The organism is Mycolicibacterium brisbanense, assembly GCF_001570425.1.
Taxonomy (GTDB): Bacteria; Actinomycetota; Actinomycetes; order Mycobacteriales; family Mycobacteriaceae; genus Mycobacterium; species Mycobacterium brisbanense.
Window position 1 is genome coordinate 1 of record NZ_BCSX01000022.1, and the last position, 17,905, is coordinate 17,905.

The 17,905-nt window shown below is 65.8% G+C and carries 19 protein-coding genes; 7 read left to right on the forward strand and 12 right to left on the reverse strand.

The features are described from left to right. Positions 1-368 (forward strand): HNH endonuclease signature motif containing protein (locus RMCB_RS11965; RefSeq protein ID WP_131805514.1); only part of this gene is annotated, 368 nt, incomplete at its 5' end. 61 nt (positions 369-429) lie between these two features. On the opposite strand, the gene RMCB_RS11970 is transcribed toward RMCB_RS11965, so the two are convergent. The 3 genes from RMCB_RS11970 to RMCB_RS11980 all read right to left on the reverse strand — a co-directional run bounded on the left by RMCB_RS11970 (position 430) and on the right by RMCB_RS11980 (position 2,277). Continuing rightward, on the reverse strand, positions 430-996 hold the full coding sequence (locus RMCB_RS11970) for a dihydrofolate reductase family protein (RefSeq protein WP_062829032.1): 567 nt from the start codon (positions 994-996) through the stop codon (positions 430-432). Positions 997-1,111: 115 nt separating this feature from the next. Then, positions 1,112-1,546: a nuclear transport factor 2 family protein gene (locus tag RMCB_RS11975; protein WP_062828945.1), complete on the reverse strand. Its 435-nt coding sequence runs from the start codon at positions 1,544-1,546 to the stop codon at positions 1,112-1,114. Positions 1,547-1,689: 143 nt separating this feature from the next. Next, positions 1,690-2,277: a TetR/AcrR family transcriptional regulator gene (locus RMCB_RS11980; protein WP_029367457.1), complete on the reverse strand. Its 588-nt coding sequence runs from the start codon at positions 2,275-2,277 to the stop codon at positions 1,690-1,692. A 180-nt stretch (positions 2,278-2,457) separates the two neighbouring features. Between RMCB_RS11980 and RMCB_RS11985 the strand changes: the two genes are divergently transcribed. Beyond that, entirely contained in the window at positions 2,458-3,597 is a 1,140-nt protein-coding gene (locus RMCB_RS11985) for a DUF6670 family protein (RefSeq protein ID WP_062828946.1), read from the forward strand. A gap of 29 nt (positions 3,598-3,626) precedes the next feature. Here RMCB_RS11985 and RMCB_RS11990 read toward each other — a convergent pair whose 3' ends face one another. Then, entirely contained in the window at positions 3,627-4,388 is a 762-nt protein-coding gene (locus RMCB_RS11990; RefSeq protein WP_062828947.1) for a crotonase/enoyl-CoA hydratase family protein, read from the reverse strand. A gap of 203 nt (positions 4,389-4,591) precedes the next feature. On the opposite strand from RMCB_RS11990, the gene RMCB_RS11995 reads away from it, so the two are divergent. Continuing rightward, positions 4,592-5,332 carry a TetR/AcrR family transcriptional regulator gene (locus tag RMCB_RS11995; protein ID WP_062829034.1) on the forward strand — a complete coding sequence of 247 codons (741 nt, stop codon included), beginning with the start codon at positions 4,592-4,594 and terminating at the stop codon, positions 5,330-5,332. A 10-nt stretch (positions 5,333-5,342) separates the two neighbouring features. Here the strand turns inward: RMCB_RS11995 and RMCB_RS12000 are convergent, their stop codons facing one another. The 5 genes from RMCB_RS12000 to fabG form a co-directional block, all read right to left on the reverse strand. Next, positions 5,343-6,518 (reverse strand): thiolase family protein, encoded by a 1,176-nt coding sequence (locus tag RMCB_RS12000; protein WP_062829033.1) that lies wholly within the window; start codon positions 6,516-6,518, stop codon positions 5,343-5,345. 67 nt (positions 6,519-6,585) lie between these two features. Continuing rightward, the gene (locus RMCB_RS12005; protein WP_062828948.1) at positions 6,586-7,254 is read right to left on the reverse strand and encodes a GntR family transcriptional regulator; all 669 of its coding nucleotides are present in this window, start codon (positions 7,252-7,254) and stop codon (positions 6,586-6,588) included. A gap of 3 nt (positions 7,255-7,257) precedes the next feature. Then, entirely contained in the window at positions 7,258-8,451 is a 1,194-nt protein-coding gene (locus RMCB_RS12010) for an acyl-CoA dehydrogenase family protein (RefSeq protein ID WP_062828949.1), read from the reverse strand. After that, entirely contained in the window at positions 8,448-9,662 is a 1,215-nt protein-coding gene (locus RMCB_RS12015; protein WP_062828950.1) for an acetyl-CoA C-acetyltransferase, read from the reverse strand. The genes RMCB_RS12010 and RMCB_RS12015 overlap by 4 nt, the downstream gene beginning before the upstream one ends. 2 nt (positions 9,663-9,664) lie before the next feature. Then, positions 9,665-10,405: a 3-oxoacyl-ACP reductase FabG gene (gene fabG, locus RMCB_RS12020; protein ID WP_029367468.1), complete on the reverse strand. Its 741-nt coding sequence runs from the start codon at positions 10,403-10,405 to the stop codon at positions 9,665-9,667. 104 nt (positions 10,406-10,509) lie between these two features. Here fabG and RMCB_RS12025 point away from each other — a divergent pair, with 104 nt between their 5' ends. Continuing rightward, complete coding sequence (locus tag RMCB_RS12025) at positions 10,510-11,691, forward strand: acyl-CoA dehydrogenase family protein (protein WP_234792084.1); 1,182 nt, start codon at positions 10,510-10,512, stop codon at positions 11,689-11,691. A gap of 123 nt (positions 11,692-11,814) precedes the next feature. On the opposite strand, the gene RMCB_RS12030 is transcribed toward RMCB_RS12025, so the two are convergent. Beyond that, positions 11,815-12,267, reverse strand: coding sequence for a MaoC family dehydratase (locus RMCB_RS12030; RefSeq protein WP_029367471.1), 453 nt, complete (start codon positions 12,265-12,267; stop codon positions 11,815-11,817). Between the two features lie 33 nt (positions 12,268-12,300). Beyond that, positions 12,301-13,194: a formyltetrahydrofolate deformylase gene (purU, locus tag RMCB_RS12035; protein ID WP_109784263.1), complete on the reverse strand. Its 894-nt coding sequence runs from the start codon at positions 13,192-13,194 to the stop codon at positions 12,301-12,303. Positions 13,195-13,614: 420 nt separating this feature from the next. Here purU and RMCB_RS12040 point away from each other — a divergent pair, with 420 nt between their 5' ends. The 3 genes from RMCB_RS12040 to RMCB_RS12050 are packed head-to-tail and all read left to right on the forward strand — an operon-like array spanning position 13,615 to position 16,695. Further along, positions 13,615-14,367, forward strand: a complete 753-nt coding sequence (locus tag RMCB_RS12040) for a hypothetical protein (RefSeq protein WP_062828951.1) — start codon at positions 13,615-13,617, stop codon at positions 14,365-14,367. After that, positions 14,364-14,828, forward strand: a complete 465-nt coding sequence (locus RMCB_RS36525) for a hypothetical protein (RefSeq protein ID WP_062828952.1) — start codon at positions 14,364-14,366, stop codon at positions 14,826-14,828. Before RMCB_RS12040 ends, RMCB_RS36525 begins: the two co-directional genes overlap by 4 nt. Beyond that, positions 14,821-16,695: a putative bifunctional diguanylate cyclase/phosphodiesterase gene (locus RMCB_RS12050; protein ID WP_062828953.1), complete on the forward strand. Its 1,875-nt coding sequence runs from the start codon at positions 14,821-14,823 to the stop codon at positions 16,693-16,695. The genes RMCB_RS36525 and RMCB_RS12050 overlap by 8 nt, the downstream gene beginning before the upstream one ends. Here the strand turns inward: RMCB_RS12050 and RMCB_RS12055 are convergent. Further along, the gene (locus RMCB_RS12055) at positions 16,645-17,523 is read right to left on the reverse strand and encodes a hypothetical protein (RefSeq protein WP_062828954.1); all 879 of its coding nucleotides are present in this window, start codon (positions 17,521-17,523) and stop codon (positions 16,645-16,647) included. The two genes, RMCB_RS12050 and RMCB_RS12055, sit on opposite strands and share 51 nt — an antisense overlap. Positions 17,524-17,905 lie beyond the last annotated feature (382 nt).

Genomic DNA, 17,905 nt, shown 5'->3' on the forward strand with positions numbered 1-17,905 from the left:
GACTGCGCCGCGCCCTAGAACACCGCCACCGCTGCTGCGCAATACCCGGCTGCGGCGCCACCCGCGGACTCCACGCCCACCACATCATCCACTGGGAAGACGGCGGACCCACCAACCTCGACAATCTCGCACTGCTCTGCCCATACCACCACCGGCTACACCACAAAGGCGGCATCACCATCACCGGCCCCGCCCACCAACTCAGGGTCACCGACACCACCGGCCGACAACTCCACTCCGGATCCCTAGCCCGGCCACCAACCACACCCCCACCCGATGTCCCGCCCTACCGCGGACCCACCGGCGAACGCGCCGACTGGTGGTGGTACACCCCCTTCCAACCAAAACCACCACCATCGCCCAACTAGGCACAACCCCGCCCACCGTCACGGCTGTCGCGTACCAGCGGCACAGTCTGGCTGTGTTCGATCAGTCGTGTTTGGCTTCGTAGCGCAGCAGTACCGTGCCACCCGGGAAAGTGCGGTTCTCCAACAGTCGCAACGACATCCACGACGGCAGAGCCGGGAAGAACGGGGTCCCTCCGCCCACGGCGGTGGGCGCGACCACGATCTGATACTCGTCCACCAGCCCGGCCTGCACGATCGGTGCGGCCAGCGTCGCGCCCGCCACCTCCAGCCTGCCGTCGGTCTCCGCTTTCAACTTCCGCACCACCTCGACCGGGTCGCCCCGTTCCAGCCGGGAGTTCCAATCGACCGACTCGAGGGTGCGCGAGAACACGACCTTAGGCATGTTGCGCCAGATGTGGGCGAAGTCGACGATCAGAGGAGTGGCGTCCGGGGCCTTGTCAGCGGTCGGCCAGTAAGCAGACATGAGCTCGTAGAGCCGCCGCCCGTAGAACGACAGCGCGGTCTCCCGCTCGAAGTCATTCCAGTACTGGTGAAGTTCCTCGCTCGGATCGGTCCAATCGATGTTGCCTTGCGCATCGGCGATGTAACCGTCCACCGATACGTTGAAGCCATAGATCAATTTGCCCATGCCGATCAGACTGCCCTGGAGGACGAAACTCATCGCGATGCGACACTCGACCGCCAATGGCAGGGCATCGCATCGCACTGGGACGGCACATGACCGGGCGCCCCACGCCCATCGGCTACGCGGTGATGAACTTCAACAGCGTTCGGGTGAGGTGCAGGCTGGTGATCTGCCATGTGCCGTCGCGCTTTTCGTACGTCTCGTGATAATGCCCTGCACCATGGAGCTGGCCGCCGTCCGCGAAATACAGCATGTCCTCCATCGCCCAGATGCCCGTCGCGGTGGTATCCGAGGTCAACGAGATCTCCGGGGTGTGGCAGTGGTGGACCGTGGCTGCATGTTCGACGCCGCCCCACACCACGGGAAAGAACTCGTCGAAGCCGTTCAGCGGCGGCGCGGTCTGCGGATCCGCACCTCCGGTCGACACCGCCATGTCCAGGGTGACCACGACGTCCTCGGCGAACAGTGCGCGCCACGCATCGATGTTCTTGGTGTCCAGGAACCGGCAATAGCGGGCCTTGAGCTGTTTGATCGCCTCGATGTCGTCGGCCATGCGCCCTCCACGGTTGATACCGAAATCTATACCGTAGTGCGCTCGGCCGGATGGGAGCGCCACTTTCCTCCGCGAGAACCTCCGCGAGAAAGGGAGCCACCGCTGCGGCTGAGCAGTTCCGACTGGCTGAGCAGTTCCGACTGCTAAGCCGTCGGGACAGGGCGGTCCGACAACGCGGCGAGGATCCGCCGTGCGCGCGCCGTCATGTCTGCGGCCGATTGCTCCGGATGCTGCTGCCACCACTGCACCAACGCCGAGACGATGTGCTCCCAGACCACCGTTGCCGCCGAGAGGTCGTCGGGATCGTCGAGGCCTACTTCGGCGAGTGCGCGAGTGACCCCGGCCATGGCTTGCTCCCGCAGGATGGTGCGCTGCTCGCGCGCAGCATCGCGGGCCCTACCGGCGGGCACCGTCCGGTCGTAGACGACGGGCCAGTCGCTGGGCCGGTCGGCCAGCGTGGTGAAGATCGCCTCGAGGACCCGCTCGCCATCGCTTGCTCCGCCCGACGGCACGGGTATCGCGTCACCGATGGCGGCGGCCAGCGTCTCCCCCGCACGCTCGACACAGGCAACGTAGAGATCCTCTTTCGAACCGAAGTACGACAGTACGAGCGCCTTCGACACGTCGGCGTTGGCGGCGATGACGCTCATGTGTGCACCCACGTAACTCGATGCACCGAATTCGGCCGAGGCTGCCGAGAGGATCGCTTGTTCTCGCTGCTGGCGGGGCATGCCCTTGGTGCCGGTTCGGTTGGGTCCCACCTGTACGACGCTATCGAACCGCCGAGCATTCGGCCCGCCGCGTACCAATTGGCGACGCGACAGGAGATTGACCTAGAGGTCACATAGCCGTATGTTACCGCTAGGTCACTTCATGCAGCGCGGAGCGACCGGCATGCGAACGGGGGACATATGGCATCGGCACTGCGTGGGCGAGCGAGGGCGACGGTGCTCGAACAACCCATCTCGCACTTGGCATCACGCCTCATCGTGGACGGGTTGTCGCCCCGGATCGACAGACGCCTGCCGGCCTCGCGCCTGCCGTTCGACGCACCCGCCATGCTGCGTCCACACGCCGCGTCGGGCCTGTGGACGGCCACCCACTACGGCGTGTTCGTCCCGCAATTGCCGGCACCGTACCGGTATCTGAACACGATGACGCTCATCGGGGCGACGGGATCGGAACTCTTCGACAACGACTACCTCACTGCCCGCGACGCCCGGCACGCCGCCACTGTGCTGTCGTCGACGGCCGCGGGAGACCAACACCACTACCGCGCGTATGACATGGCGGCAGATTGCCTCTTCTCCGAGGACGGCGCATCCCTACGCTGGGGTGACGACCTGGCCATCGATGTGCACTACCCCAGTGTCACGGTCTGCGGCCGCTACCAACACTTTTCGGTCGACCTGCGGCTCTCGGTGACCGACCAGGTCTCTTACTTCGTGAAGACGCCGGTCTACGACCACCTCAGCCTCCTGGCCACGTACTCCGGCACCATCGAGGACGCGTCGGGCACCACCGCGATCGACGGCCTCGGCACCGTCGAGTACGCACGCTTGCTCACTCACCAGTCGCTGACCCGACGGCCCATACCGCCCCTGCTGAAACTGCCGGTCGACTTCTTCACCTATCAGATCGTCAACCTCGACGCCGGAACCCAGTTCCTGCTCACCGATGTTCGGGCCCGCGGCCGAATCGCCTGCCGCCTGGCACATCTGCGCGTCCTCGGCAAAACCTCTGAGGTCTACACCAACACCCGCATGGACATCCTCGACTACCGCGAGGCTGGTTTGATCGATGAGCGCGGCCGCACCATGGACGTGCCCGAGCGATTCCGGTGGACGGTGACCGACGACGCAGGCGCCCCGGTCCTCACTCTCGACTGCACAATCGACGCCCCGTGGCGCTACGGGCACGGGCGCGGCTATGTCAGCGCGTACACATTCGACGGCCGGTACCGAGGCAGGCCCGTCGGCGGCTCCGGCTACGTGGAATGGGTTGATACCCAGCGCATCCGCATTGAGCCGCCGGGCGATCAGGACTGGTAATTCAGGTTCAGAAACTGCCCATCGGTCCGTCAGGAACCGGTCCAGTTCGGGGCACGCTTCTCGGCGAACGCCGTCGCCCCTTCGATCGCGTCTTTCGACGTGAAGACGGGAGTGATCAACTCGCCCTGCTTCTTCCACATCTCGTCCTCGGACCAGCCGGCCGACTTGACGATGATCTCCTTCGTAACCGCCACCGCGAGTGGGCCGTTGGCGGTGATCCGCTCGGCGAGCTCGAGGGCGCCGGCCAACGCCTCGCCCGGCTCGGTGACTTTGTTGACGAAGCCCCAGGCCGCGGCTTCCTCTGCGGTGAAGCTGTCGCCGGTGAGGGCCAGCTCGAGGGCCTTCTGGTACGGGATGCGCTTGGGCAGCCGCAAAAGACCGCCGCCTGCGGCGACCAGACCGCGCTTCACCTCGGGAATGCCGAACTTGGCAACTTTGGAGGCCACCACCAGATCGGCGGCCAGGACGAGCTCGGTGCCGCCGGCGAGCGCATAGCCTTCGACCGCGGCGATGAGTGGTTTGCGGGGCGGCCGTTCGGTGTACCCGATCCCGCGGCCCGGCACGTGGGGCACCTCCCCGGAGGCGAACGCCTTCAGATCCATGCCGGCGCAGAAGTTGCCACCGGCGCCGGTGATGATTGCCACCGAGAGCCCTGGCGTGTTGTCGAGTTCGTCGACCGCATCGGCGAGTCCTTGAGCGACCGCCAGATTGAACGCGTTACGGGCCTCCGGCCGATTGATCGTGATGACGAGTGTTCGACCTTGCCGCTCCCGCAGAACTACCTCTGACACCAGTGCCCCTTCGCCCGCGGTTCAATATCCTGGAAAACCCTACTATATGGATTTCAGTAAAGGGCGGCCGACCGCCCGTCACTGGTGGCCCGTGGCAACCTGAGGGCAAAGCCTACGGGAGGCCCACCGGTAAGGTTGACGGTGACAATACCCGCGGCACAGGAACTGCCGGAGCAGTATCGATTTCGATGGAGGTGTCCGCAGTGGCAAAGCAACCGACCGCGGAGAAGCGGCAACGTCGCGAACGCGGATCCATCAACCCCGACGACATCATCGCCGGCGCGTTCGAGCTCGCCGAGCAGGTCTCGATCGACAACCTGAGCATGCCGCTGCTCGGCAAACACCTCGGCGTCGGCGTCACGAGCATCTACTGGTACTTCCGCAAGAAGGACGATCTGCTCAACGCGATGACCGATCGCGCATTGCGCGAATTCGTCCTCGCGACACCGTATGTGGAGGCCAACGATTGGCGTGAGTCGCTCGCCAACCACGCCCGGACGATGCGTACGGCGTTCCTGGGCAATCCGATCCTGTGCGATTTGATACTGATCCGGTCGGCTCTGAGTCCACGAGCCGCACGCCTCGGCGCTCGGGAGATAGAAACCGCGATCAGCGGTCTGGTCGAGGCCGGCCTCTCGGTGGAGGATGCGTTCGATACGTATTCGGCTGTCTCCGTTCATGTCCGCGGATCGGTGGTACTGCACCGGCTCTACACAAAGAACCGGGCCGACGACAACGCGCCCGGCGACTACGAAGAGACCATGGTGATCGATCCTGAGAGCACTCCCCTGCTCGCGCAGGTGACCAGTGAAGGACATCGCATCGGAGCGGCCGACGAGAAGAACTTCGAGTACGGCTTGGAGTGCATCCTCGAGCACGCGGCACGGTTGATCGAGCAGGGCGCAAAACCCGCCAAGAAGACGACCCGCCGCAAGGCTGTCTGACCTGCTTCGACTACACCTCGATGACGACTGCGCCGCCCTGACCACCACCGGCGCACATGGCGGCGACACCGATACCTCCGCCACGGCGCTGCAGCTCGTAGACCAGCGTGGTCACCATGCGCGCACCTGACGCGGCGATGGGATGCCCCAGGCTGCAACCGCTTCCGGAGAAGTTGACCAGTTCTTCGTCGACGCCGTATTGGCGAACCGCCGCGATCGGCACCGACGCGAAGGCCTCGTTGATCTCCCACAGCGCCACGTCAGATGGCTTGAGCCCGGCCCGGTCGAGCACTTTGCCGATCACCTTGACCCCACCCAGTCCGGTGTCGCGCGCCGCGACACCGACTGCGGCCCAAGCCTTTACGGTGGCCAGCACACCGAGCCGCTCAGCCGCGGCGTAGTCCGCGTCGACGAGCGCGACAGCAGCGGCAGCGTCGTTGGTGCCGCTGCTGTTGCCCGCGGTGATCGAGAATCCTTCGATCTCCGGGTGCAGCACCCTGAGCTCTGCCAACTTCTCGACCGTCGTCCCCCGGCGCGGGTGCTCGTCAACACTGAACTCGGTGACCGAGCCGTCCGGCTGGGTCACCTTCAACGGCACGATCTCGTCGACGAATCGGCCCTCGTCGATCGCCGCTATGGCGCGTTGATGCGACCGGGCCGCCCATGCGTCCATCTCCTCACGAGTGATGCCGACGGACTGCGCGGTGTTCCAGCCGACCGTGATCGACATGTCCCGCATAGGCGCGTCCGGGGTCTCCACATGAGTCGGCGTCATCCACGGCTCGATGAAGGTCAGCTCCGGCCCCGGCACCCGCCACTTCATCAGCGGGGACGACGACAACGACTGCACACCGCCCGCCACCAGGACACGCTCCATGCCGGAGCCGATCTGCGCCGACGCGTTGCCGATCGCGGTGAGGCTGCCCGCGCAGTGCCGGTTCACCGACTGCCCCGGCACCGACTCCCAGCCCAAAGCGTCCGCGGCATAGCGCGCGATATCGCCCCCGCCATAATTCGACTCCGCGAAGATCAGGTCATCAATGGCCTCCGGAGCGATGCCGGCACGACGCACAACCTCGGGCAAAACCGTCGTGATCAGGCTCTCGGGAGGCGTGTTGACCAGCGTGCCCTTGAAAGACCGGCCGATGGCTGTGCGAGCAGCACCGACGATGACGGGTTTTGGCATGAGCATCAACCTTTACGATCTACCGTGTTTGTGTAACGGTAGCAGGTATGGGTGCCGGTATGTACCGCTACGCCAAAACACCGACACGTTCTAGGTGATCGCCGAGCGGCTTGGCTGCCGCGCACAGATGCTCGGCCATGGCGTCGCGGGCGGCGTCCTGATCGCGCGCCTTGAGGGCCGCGAGGATCCGGCGATGATCATGCGTGGACTGCTCGGGCCAACCTTCAACCGTCGGATAGACCGATTCCAGTGCGTAGCGGGTGATCTGGGACATCAACTGCGCCAGCTTCGGCGACTCGGCCGCGCGGTTGACGCCCCGGTGAAACGCGTGGTTGAGCCGCACGGCCCGCTCATGATCGTTGTTGGCATACGCGTCTTCCAGCTCTCGCTGAACGCGCTCGAGGTCATCGAGCTGACCGTCGGTGATCTGGCCGGCCGCACGGGCGGCCAGCTGACCGCCGATGTGGGCCTGTACACCCGCCACATCGTCGATGTCGCGACGGGTGACCGGCAGCACCAGGAACCCGCGCCGGGGTTGTTGGGTGAGCAGCCCCTCGGCACGCAGGCCGAACAGCGCTTCACGCACCGGTGTGACGCTGATCCCGAGTTCTGCTGCGAGCTGCTCGAGGCGGATGAACTTCCCGGACGGGTAGGTGCCGTCGAAGATCCGCCGGCGGATGAGCCGGGCGACGTCCTCGGCAAGCTGTGGGCGCGAAGCGAAATCGGGAACGTTCACCGCTCAGACCCGGTAGTCCGAGAGCAGCCGCTTGCTGATGATGTTCTTCTGGATCTCGCTGGTGCCCTCACCGATCAGCAGGAACGGCGCGTCACGCATCAACCGCTCGATCTCGTACTCCTTGGAGTAGCCATAGCCGCCGTGGATCCGGAAACTCTGTTGCGTCACCTCGGCGCAGAACTCGCTGGCCAAATACTTGGCCATCCCCGCGGCCACGTCGTTGCGCTCACCGGAGTCTTTGAGCCGCGCGGCGTTGACCATCATGAGGTGAGCGGCCTCGACTTTGGTTGCCATCTCGGCCAATTGGAAGGCCACAGCCTGATGCTCGGCAATCGGCTTGCCGAAGGTGTGACGCTGCTGGGCGTAGCGCACCGCGAGTTCGAACGCCCGGATGCCGACGCCGCAAGCGCGCGCAGAGACATTGACGCGGCCGATCTCGACGCCGTCCATCATCTGGAAGAAGCCTTGTCCGGTGACGCCGCCGAGTACGTCGTCGGCAGATGCGCGGTAGCCGTCGAAGATCAGCTCCGTGGTGTCGATGCCCTTGTAACCGAGCTTGTCGAGCTTTCCCGGGATGGTCAGTCCCGCAACGACTTCCCCGAAACCGGTGGGCTTTTCCACCAGGAACGCGGTGAGGTCGCGGTGTGGTTTGTCTGCGCCTTCGTCGGTGCGCACCAGGACGGCCACCAGCGTTGAACTACCGCCGTTGGTGAGCCACATCTTCTGACCGTCGATGACGTAGTCACCGTCGCTCTGCCTGGTCGCACGGGTACGGATCGCGGCGACGTCGGAGCCCAGCTCGGGTTCGGACATCGAGAACGCGCCGCGGGTATCCCCGGTGGCCATGCGCGGCAGGAACTTCCGCTTCTGAGCGGCTGTGCCGTGCTGGCGGATCATGTAGGCCACGATGAAGTGGGTGTTGATCACTCCGGAAACGCTCATCCACCCGCGGGCCAGTTCTTCGACGCACAGCGCATAGGTCAACAGCGACTCACCGAGGCCGCCGTACTCTTCGGGGATCATCAGCCCGAACAGGCCCATGTCTTTCATCTGATCGACGATGGCCTGCGGATAGGTGTCGGAATGCTCCAGCTCCTGAGCGGTGGGGATGATTTCCTTGTCGACGAATTGCCGTACGGTCGAGACGATTTCGGTCTGGAACTCGGTGAGTCCCAGGGTCTGAGCGAGTTTGGTCACGATGCCACCCTTTCGAAGATCGCCGCCAAGCCCTGACCGCCACCGATGCACATGGTCTCCAGGCCGTACCGCGCGTCGCGTCGCGTCAGTTCCCGCGCGAGCGTCGCCAGCATCCGGCCTCCGGTGGCGCCGACGGGGTGGCCCAGCGAGATGCCCGAGCCCCGCACATTGGTGCGTTCGTGGTCAGCCGCCCCGAATTTCCATTCCTTCATCACCGCGAGCGCCTGCGCGGCGAAGGCTTCGTTGAGCTCGATGAGATCGATATCGGAAAGATCCAGCCCGGCTTTGGCCAGCGCGGACTCGGTAGCCGGCACCGGGCCGATACCCATGACCTGAGGAGCGACGCCGGCCACGCCCCAGGACACCAGCCGCACCAGCGGAGTCAGGCCGAGTTCGGCCGCCTTGTCCGGCGTGGTGACAATGCACATGGACGCCGCGTCGTTCTGACCGCTGGAATTGCCCGCGGTCACCGTGGCCTCCGGGTCTTGGCTGAGCAGAACAGGTTTCAGCTTGGACAGGGCCTCGACCGTGGTGTCGGCGCGCGGGTGCTCGTCGGTGTCGATCATGGTCTGGCCGTTACGAGAACGCACCGTCACCGGGATGATCTCCTCCGCCAGCACCCCGGCGGTCTGCGCGGCCACCGCACGTTGATGCGACCGCACCGCAAGCTCGTCCTGTCCGGCCCGCGTGATGCCGTACTCGCGGCGGAGGTTCTCGGCGGTCTCCAGCATGCCGCCGGGCACCGGGTGGAACTGCCCGCCGGCAGTCACACGTCCCCGGGCAAGCCCGTCGTGGATCTGCACCCCGCCGCGGGATCCACCCCACCGCATATCGGTGGAGTAGAACGCGACATTGCTCATGCTCTCGGTGCCGCCGGCGATGACGAGGTCGCTGTCACCGCTGCGCACCTGCATGCACGCCTGGATCACGGCCTGCAGACCGGACCCGCAGCGCCGGTCGACCTGCATGCCCGGGACGGTGACCGGCAGCCCCGCATCCAGTGCCACCACCCGCCCGATCGCGGGCGCGTCGCTGTTCGGGTAGCAATGGCCCAGGATCACGTCCTGCACCGCGTCCGGTGCGACACCGGTGCGGTGCAGGAGACCCTTGAGCGCCGCCACACCGAGCTCGACGGCCGTCAGCGACGCGAACATGCCGCCGTAGCGCCCGATCGGCGTGCGGACCGGTTCGCAGATGACGGCGTCGCGCATGCTCACACGTATCGCCCGCCGGTCACCTCGAGCACGGTGCCGGTCATGTACGACGACAGATCACTGGCCAGGAACAGCGCGACCTTGGCGACCTCGTCGGGTTCGCCGGCGCGGCCCATCGGCACCTCGGCCAGCTTCTGGTCCCAAATGCGTTGCGGCATGGCCTCGGTCATCGCCGAGCGGATCAGCCCGGGCTGAATCGCGTTGACCCGCACCCCGAGGTGAGCCAGTTCTTTGGCAGCGGCCTTCGTCATGCCGACGATGCCTGCCTTGGCGGCCGAATAGTTGGTCTGGCCGATCAGACCGACCTTGCCGGAGATCGACGACATGTTCACGATCGCGCCGCGCTTGTTCTCCCGCATGATCGCCGCGGCCGACTTGGTGCCGTTCCACGTGCCCTTCAGGTGCACCGCGATCACCTGGTCGAACTGATCCTCGGTCATCTTGCGCAGCGTCGCGTCGCGGGTGATGCCGGCGTTGTTGACCATGATGTCCAGCCCGCCGAACCGCTCCACGGCGGTCTGCACCAGGGCCTCGACCTCGGCGCCCGAGGTGACGTCGCAGCGAACGGCGGCGGCGGTCTCGGGACCGCCGAGTTGGGCGGCTGCCGCCTCGGTCGCCTCCAGGTTCAGATCACCGAGCACCACCCGGGCACCCTCGTCAACGAATCGCTGCGCGATGGCGAGGCCCAGCCCCTGCGCACCGCCGGTCACCACCGCAGTCTGGCCGGTAAGCAATGACACCTGATCACCTAACTCTCGCTCGTGGGCTCTCTCAGCCGCCGATCATATTTCATATACGATATTGCAAACACTCAGGTCCCCGCGTGGAGAAATGGAGCTGCCCCGTGACCACCCCTGTGGCCGAAGTCGGCGACGAGGACTTCCAGGAGATCTTGGCGCAGACGCGCAGTTTCATCCGCTCCGCCGTGGTGCCCCGCGAGAACGAAATCCTGGCCACCGACAAGGTGCCCGACGACGTGCGTGAGCAGGCCAAGAAGATGGGGCTGTTCGGCTACGCCATACCGCAGCGCTGGGGCGGCCTCGGCCTCAACCTCGCCCAAGATGTGGAACTGGCAATGGAATTCGGCTATACGGCGCTGGCGCTGCGATCGATGTTCGGTACCAACAACGGCATTGCCGGCCAGGTGCTGGTCGGCTTCGGCACCGACGAGCAGAAGACGCAGTGGCTGGAACGCATCGCGTCCGGAGACGTCGTCGCATCGTTCGCCCTCACCGAACCCGGAGCCGGGTCGAATCCAGCGGGATTGCGCACCAAGGCTGTTCGCGACGGCGACGACTGGGTGATCGACGGCCAGAAACGCTTCATCACCAATGCCCCGACCGCCGACCTGTTCGTGGTGTTCGCCCGGACCCGCCCCGCCGATGATGCCGGACCGGGCATCGCGGTATTCCTGGTGCCCGCCGACGCCGCCGGTGTCCAGATCGGGGCCAAGGACGCCAAGATGGGGCAGGAAGGCGCCTGGACAGCCGATGTCAGCTTCACCGATGTCCGCGTTCCGGACGGCGCCCTCGTCGGTGGGAGCGAAGACGTGGGTTACCGGGCCGCGATGACGTCATTGGCACGCGGACGCGTGCACATCGCCGCGCTGGCCGTCGGCTCCGCCCAGCGCGCCCTCGACGAGTCCGTGGCCTACGCCGCCGCGGCCACGCAGGGTGGTCAGCCGATCGGCAACTTCCAGCTCGTCCAAGCGATGATCGCCGACCAGCAAACCGGCGTCATGGCAGGCCGAGCGCTGGTACGCGATGCCGCCCGCCAGTGGGTGTCGGGTGAAGACCGCCGCATCGCGCCGTCGGCCGCCAAGCTGTTCTGTACCGAAATGGCAGGCAACGTGGCCGATCTCGCAGTGCAGATTCACGGCGGCACCGGCTACATGCGTGAGGTTCCGGTGGAGCGCATCTATCGCGAGGTCCGGTTGCTGCGACTGTACGAGGGCACCAGCGAGATCCAGCGTCTCATCATCGGAGGCGGACTGGTCAAGGCCGCGCAGCGCAACTCCACCCGTTGAGCCTTCTCCCGTTGGGCCTTATCCCGCGAACAGACGTGAAGGCACCCGACACGCCGGTTTTCGCGTACCGCCGCGTCTGCTCGCCAGGGAAAATCTCGCCAGGGAAAATCCCGCGAGGGAAAGTCAGCCGATGAATCGAACGATGGACTCGGCCACCGCGGCGGGCTTGGCCGCGCCGTCGATCTCAACGGTCACCGTCACCGTCGCCTGCGCGGCACCATCCAGCTTGGCGACGTCATCGATCCGCGCACGGGCCCGCACACTTGCGCCGACCTTCACCGGCGTGATGAAGCGAACCTTGTTGTAGCCGTAGTTGATCGCCATCGCGATGTTGTCGACGCGGTAGAGCTGGTGAGTGAAGTGCGGCAGCAGCGACAGGGTGAGCAGCCCATGTGCGATGGTCCCGCCGAACGGGCCGCCGGCAGCCTTCTCCGGGTCGACGTGGATCCACTGGTGATCGTCGGTCGCGTCGGCGAACAGATTCACCCGGTCCTGAGTGATCTCCATCCACTCGGTCGGTCCGACCTCACTGCCTACCGCCGCCGCGAACTCGTCGAGCCCGCTGAACACCTTCATCGCAACTCCTCTCGGACCGCACCCGAACGACGTTCAGAACACTACGGTCTGGTTTCCGAACCGGATGACGCGATCCTCACAGTGCCACAGCACCGCGCGCGACAACACCACCCGCTCGACATCGGAGCCGAGGCGCACCAGGTCTTCGACGGCGTGACGATGATCGACGCGCACCACGTCCTGTTCGATGATCGGTCCTTCGTCGAGGTCAGCCGTGACGTAATGCGCTGTGGCCCCGACCAGTTTCACCCCCCGCTCTTTGGCCCTGCGATACGGCGCGGCGCCGATGAACGCGGGCAGGAACGAATGGTGGATGTTGATCAGCGGACACCCGATGGCATCGAGGAACTCCGGGGTGAGGATCTGCATGTACCTCGCGAGCACCACGAGGTCGACGTTGCCGCGCAGCAGATCGAGCAGCCGCTGCTCGGCTTCTGCCCGATTGTCGCGGGTCGCCGGAACGTAGATGTAGGGCACGCCGAACGCACGCACCTGCTCGGCGAGATCGGGGTGGTTCGAGATGACCATCACAACGGACATGTCCAGCTCACCGCGGCGGTTGCGCCACAGCAGGTCGAGCAGGCAGTGGTCCTCCCGGGATGCCATCAGCGCCACGCGTTTTGGTTTGGCGGCCTCGGTGAGCCGAAAGTCCATCTCGAACGGCTCGGCCACCCGCTCGCGAAACTCGCGCTCCAGCTCCTCACGGGCCGCCGTCAAGCCGGGCAGGTGGAAGATGGTGCGCTGCATGAAGGTGCCACCGGTCTGCTCGGTCGAATGCTGATCCAGCGACACGATGTTGGCACCGGCTCCGGTGAGGAAGCTGCTGATGGCTGCCACCAGCCCCGGTCGGTCCGCGCAACGCAGCAGAAGCCGGCCCACATCACGGACCGGCAGGCTTTTGGCTCTCGGGTACTCCTCAGTCGTCACCCACCAGATTCTCGCCCGTGCGGTCGCCCGGCACTCGACCCGGGTACCACGGTAGCCTCGCTGCCCGAAACGTCGTCCGTATGACTGGCTCGTGTCCAGACAGCAAAACTGGCCGAATCCGACACGAAGAATGGTGAAGCGGAATCTCAGCGGTGCACAAACTTTGCTCGCCAAACATTCAGCAGGAATATCCAGTAACGTTATCGTCCATAAGATTTGCCAAATTTGCACGCCGCCGTAAATAAATGGACTTCCCGAGTGCAGAAATGGACACACTACTGGACAAGTTTCGTCTGCTAGCTGGAATTACCTGTGCCTGCGGCGTGATACTCATCTCGCGTAATCGCACAGCCGTGGTGCGCACAACTAATCAGCCGAACCGGTCCGGGGGGTGCGGCTGCCAGAAGAAATGGATCACCAATGACCGCTCCCCAGCGCGATGTCGCTGCTCGTTCAACCCTGTCTCTGGACAAAACCCACAGCTGGTGGGATCCGGGCAGCGACTGCACGATCGTCATCGCGACCCCCGGTGCGGAACGCGAATTGTGGCACGACTATGTCAGCGGGGCTCAACGCAACTATCGCAAGCACGGCGTGGAACGGGCGCTCGACATGGACGCACTGCGCACAGGTGGTGACACGGCATTGTTCTGCGCGGGCATCAATCAAGCGGGCGTGGTGGTCGGCGGCCTGCGGGCCAAAGGCCCGTATCAGCACACCGACGAATGCCATGCCACCGTCGAGTGGGCGGGCCAGCCCGGGCTCAGCGCCGTGCGCAAGATGATCGACGACCGGCTGCCGTTCGGCGTCGTCGAGATGAAGACCGCGTGGGTGTGCGACGACCCCGACCAGAGCCGAGCGCTGACGGACACCCTGGCCCGCATGCCACTGCATTTCATGACCCGCCTCGACATCGGATTCGCGATGGCCACCGCGGCGGCCTACGTGCTCAAGCGTTGGCTGTCCTCCGGCGGCGTGCTCGCCGCGAAGATCCCCGCGACGCCGTACCCGGACGAGCGCTACCAAACCAAGATGATGTGGTGGGATCGACGCACATTCGCCAACCATGCTGAACCCAAACAGCTTTCGGCTTTCTACAGCGAAGTCCAGCGGATCTCGGCCGGGCTGCACGACGTCGAAGGCGTTGACGCCTCGACTGCTGCAGGGCAATGATCGACGCCATCGACGAGTCAGCGGACGGCAATGCGGTCATCGTCGGCTCTGACGGTCCGTCGGGTGCCTTGCGGTTGCTGGACGCCGCGGAATCGTCGCCCCGGATGGCCGCCTCCCTGGTCGGGATGAGCAGGACCCTCACCACGTGGCCACAGCTGGACGATGAGGTCCAGCTCGGCGCGACGATGGTGGCCGACGCTGACCGGCGCATCGGCATCGGGGAACCGCCGGCGCCAGGCCGGGTGCGGACGGACGTCGGTGCCACCCTCGACGAGCGGGCGCGCCTGTCCCCCGACCATGCCGGGTCGTTACGCGATCTGCAGTACTCTTTCCGCCAGTTGACGGCGACTGAACGCGATGCGTCCCAGGCGTTGGTGCTCAGGTTGTTCTGTGCGCCACGCCGAACGGTACGCAGCCGCCGCAGGCCGCTGCCGCTGGTCCATGAGCCGCTCCATGGCTGAGGTGACTCCGGAGGTTGGTGTGCCACGCAGTCTGGAACTGGTCGTCACATCGGTGGCCACACAGCTGATGGCAGTCAATGCCGCCACCGCTGCGGCGGTCAGTCAGCAGGTGCTCGCCGACCTGGTGTCCTACTTCGACGTCGACGTGAGCTTCCTGCGGCACAACGATCACCTGGCCCACACCACGAAACTGGTCGCTGAATGGCCACCGCGGCCGGTGGACGCCCCGACGGATCCGATCGCGGTCGTTCGGTTCGCCGATGCCGACCCGGTGTTCGCCATGGCCGAGAATCTCAAAGAGCCTGCGGTGTTCCGGCCCGAACCCGCCACCGACGACTACCAGCGCACCATCGAGGCGGGGCGTCAGGTTCCGAGCACCTCGATGGCATCCGTGCCGTTGTTGTCGGGTGAGATCACCACGGGCGTGCTCGGCTTCGTCAAGTTCGGCGACCGCGAATGGCGGCCCGAGGAACTCAACGCGCTACAGGCCATCGCGTCCTTGTTCGCCCAGGTGCAGGCGCGCATCGCAGCCGAGGAGCGCCTGCGCTACCTGGCCGACCACGATCACCTGACCGGGTTGTACAACCGCCGCGCGTTGCTGGCTCATCTCGACGACCGGCTCGCGGCCGGTCAACCGGGTCCGGTGTCGGTGATGTTCCTGGATCTCGACCGGCTCAAGGCCATCAACGACTATCTCGGGCACACCGCCGGGGACGCATTCATCAGAGTGCTGGCGCAGCGTCTCGAGGAGGGCGACGACGAGCCGAAACTCATCGCACGCCTCGGCGGTGACGAGTTCGTCGTGGTCCCGGCGGCACCGATGTCGGCCGCAGACGCCGAAGGCCTGGCCTACCGCCTGCAGTCGATGTTGCGTGAGCGCGTGACGGTCGACGGCGAGATGCTCACCCGGACGGTGAGTATCGGCCTGGCCGAGGGCATTCCCGGCCAGGACTCGACCTCGGATCTGCTCAGCCGCGCCGACCAGGCGGTTCTGACCGCCAAGAGCGCCGGCGGGAACCAGGTGGCGGTGTTCTCCGATGCGATGGCCATGGAGATCGATTTCCGCAACGACATCGAGTTGCACCTGCAAAACGTGATCGAGGACGGATCACTGGTGTTGCACTACCTGCCCGAGATCGACATGCGCACCGGCGAGGTGCTGGCGGCCGAGGCGTTGGTCCGGTGGCAGCATCCGACGCGCGGGCTGCTCGCCCCCGATTCGTTCATCGGGGTCGCCGAATCCATCAACCTGGCCGGCGAGTTGGGCCGCTGGGTGCTGCGCAACGCGTGTGCCGAATTCGCCCGCTGGCGCGCCAACGGTCTGGGCAGGCGCATCCTGCTGCGGATCAACGTCTCGCCGGTGCAGTTGGTGACCGAAGGGTTCGTCGACTCGGTCGCCAGCATCATGAACGAGTTCGGGCTACCGCGCGGCTCGGTGTGCCTGGAGATCACCGAAAGCGTGGTGGTTCAGGACATCGAGACCACGCGTCGCACCTTGTTCGGCCTCCAGAACGCCGGCGTCCATGTCGCGATCGACGACTTCGGCACCGGCTACAGCGCGCTGTCCCTGCTGAAATCCCTGCCGGTCGACACACTCAAGATCGACCGCAGTTTCGTCGCCGAGCTGGGTTCCAATCCCGGAGATCTGCCGATCGTCCGCGCGGTCATCGCGCTCGCCGGCGCCTTCGGCCTGCAACTGGTCGCCGAGGGCGTGGAGACCGAGACCGCGGCGCTCACGCTCCTTCGGCACGGCTGTTATCGCGCCCAGGGATTCCTGCTGTCCAGACCGATCTCGGGACGGGAGATGCAGCAGCTGCTAGCCAAGGGGCGGGTTCCGGTCCGCTTTCCGCCAGTGCCGCACATGTGACCGGCCCCCGTCGCGCGCGGGATTGGACGTGCAGTACTCCGACCCGCCCGGCCCTGCGGTGAGGTCCGTGGTGAGCAGCTCGACGCGGGCGAACCGGCTCGCGCTGTGCCCGACCAGCCCCACCTGATACGTGCGGTCCGGCTCATCGACCGGCAATGCGCCACGGGCCGGGCCGTCGTGCCGGCCGGCGACGGCGATACCGTGCCGGACCCGGACCGCCCGTGGGCCCTCGGGGGTGGCGAGCACGACACCGACGATCTCGTCCTCCTCGAAGACGATGCGCTCAAGGGTGCTGTTCTCGTGGATGGGAATGTCGCGATCCCGGGTCTGACCGGTCAGCCATTCGTCGAGCGCTGATACCGCGCCGTCGCCGGGTGTCACCGACCCGATGACCTTCACCTCGATGTCCTCGCCCGATGGCGTCTGCATGGCCTTGGTCTCCCGGTCGGTCAACCGGGTGTAGAGCACACCGTAAGGCGACAGCAGGCATTCGACGGCCCAGTCACGCAGGCGCGCCCCGTAGAACGGCGCAATGGGAGACCCCGGCCGGGCCGGCTCCGGAGCGCGCACTGCCCGGACGGTGAGCTCGACGTCGTTCGGCCGGGGTGGCAACGACCCCACGTCGGCGGACAGCGCGTCGAAGTACTCCCGCGTCTCCGGATCCTCGATGCCGGGGCCCAGGAGCGGCGCGGCGGCATCGTGCCGGTCGTCGACCCCGGGGTGCGCAAGAAGGACGTCCAGTTCGGCGTCCGCCGCGGCGATGGCACACGCCAAGACCCCGACGCCTGAACCACAGCAAACGACGTCACATTCGTCGTCCCACATCATCTACGGATACCTCAAGTTTGCCAGCGCCGGCAGCCCGTGGCCCGCCAACCCAGACGCGCCGGTACCGATCGGTGCGCGATCAACAGTACTCAACAGAACTCTTCAGTCAGTTTGCCAGCTCTTCGACGCCATGACCAGCGTACGAGCCACGTCGCGTCGAGGAACTGCCGAGGAGGTTGCCACAGCCCGCACCGGGATTCGAGGGGGATAGCCAGCGCAGGCTATGGCAACGTCTCCACGATAACCCTTGGCAACCGCCGGGGAGGTTGCGGCGCGAGCAGCGCCGACATCCACCGTGGTGACACACAGCCGGGCTGCGTGGTCCGCCGACTGCGAACCAAGAGTTATCACGCTAAGCACCCTACATACCTTTAGAATGATT

Excerpts from the sequence above, each read along its gene's own strand:
- RMCB_RS12050 (WP_062828953.1), top strand. The coding sequence starts at position 14,821 with ATGGCTGAGGTGACTCCGGAGGTTGGTGTGCCACGCAGTCTGGAACTG.
- RMCB_RS12030 (WP_029367471.1), bottom strand. The coding sequence starts at position 12,267 with ATGAAGGTGTTCAGCGGGCTCGACGAGTTCGCGGCGGCGGTAGGCAGT.
- RMCB_RS11980 (WP_029367457.1), bottom strand. The coding sequence starts at position 2,277 with ATGCCCCGCCAGCAGCGAGAACAAGCGATCCTCTCGGCAGCCTCGGCC.
- RMCB_RS11970 (WP_062829032.1), bottom strand. The coding sequence starts at position 996 with ATGGGCAAATTGATCTATGGCTTCAACGTATCGGTGGACGGTTACATC.
- RMCB_RS11975 (WP_062828945.1), bottom strand. The coding sequence starts at position 1,546 with ATGGCCGACGACATCGAGGCGATCAAACAGCTCAAGGCCCGCTATTGC.
- RMCB_RS12015 (WP_062828950.1), bottom strand. The coding sequence starts at position 9,662 with ATGCGCGACGCCGTCATCTGCGAACCGGTCCGCACGCCGATCGGGCGC.
- RMCB_RS12000 (WP_062829033.1), bottom strand. The coding sequence starts at position 6,518 with ATGCCAAAACCCGTCATCGTCGGTGCTGCTCGCACAGCCATCGGCCGG.
- RMCB_RS12040 (WP_062828951.1), top strand. The coding sequence starts at position 13,615 with ATGACCGCTCCCCAGCGCGATGTCGCTGCTCGTTCAACCCTGTCTCTG.
- RMCB_RS12055 (WP_062828954.1), bottom strand. The coding sequence starts at position 17,523 with ATGATGTGGGACGACGAATGTGACGTCGTTTGCTGTGGTTCAGGCGTC.
- RMCB_RS36525 (WP_062828952.1), top strand. The coding sequence starts at position 14,364 with ATGATCGACGCCATCGACGAGTCAGCGGACGGCAATGCGGTCATCGTC.
- RMCB_RS11985 (WP_062828946.1), top strand. The coding sequence starts at position 2,458 with ATGGCATCGGCACTGCGTGGGCGAGCGAGGGCGACGGTGCTCGAACAA.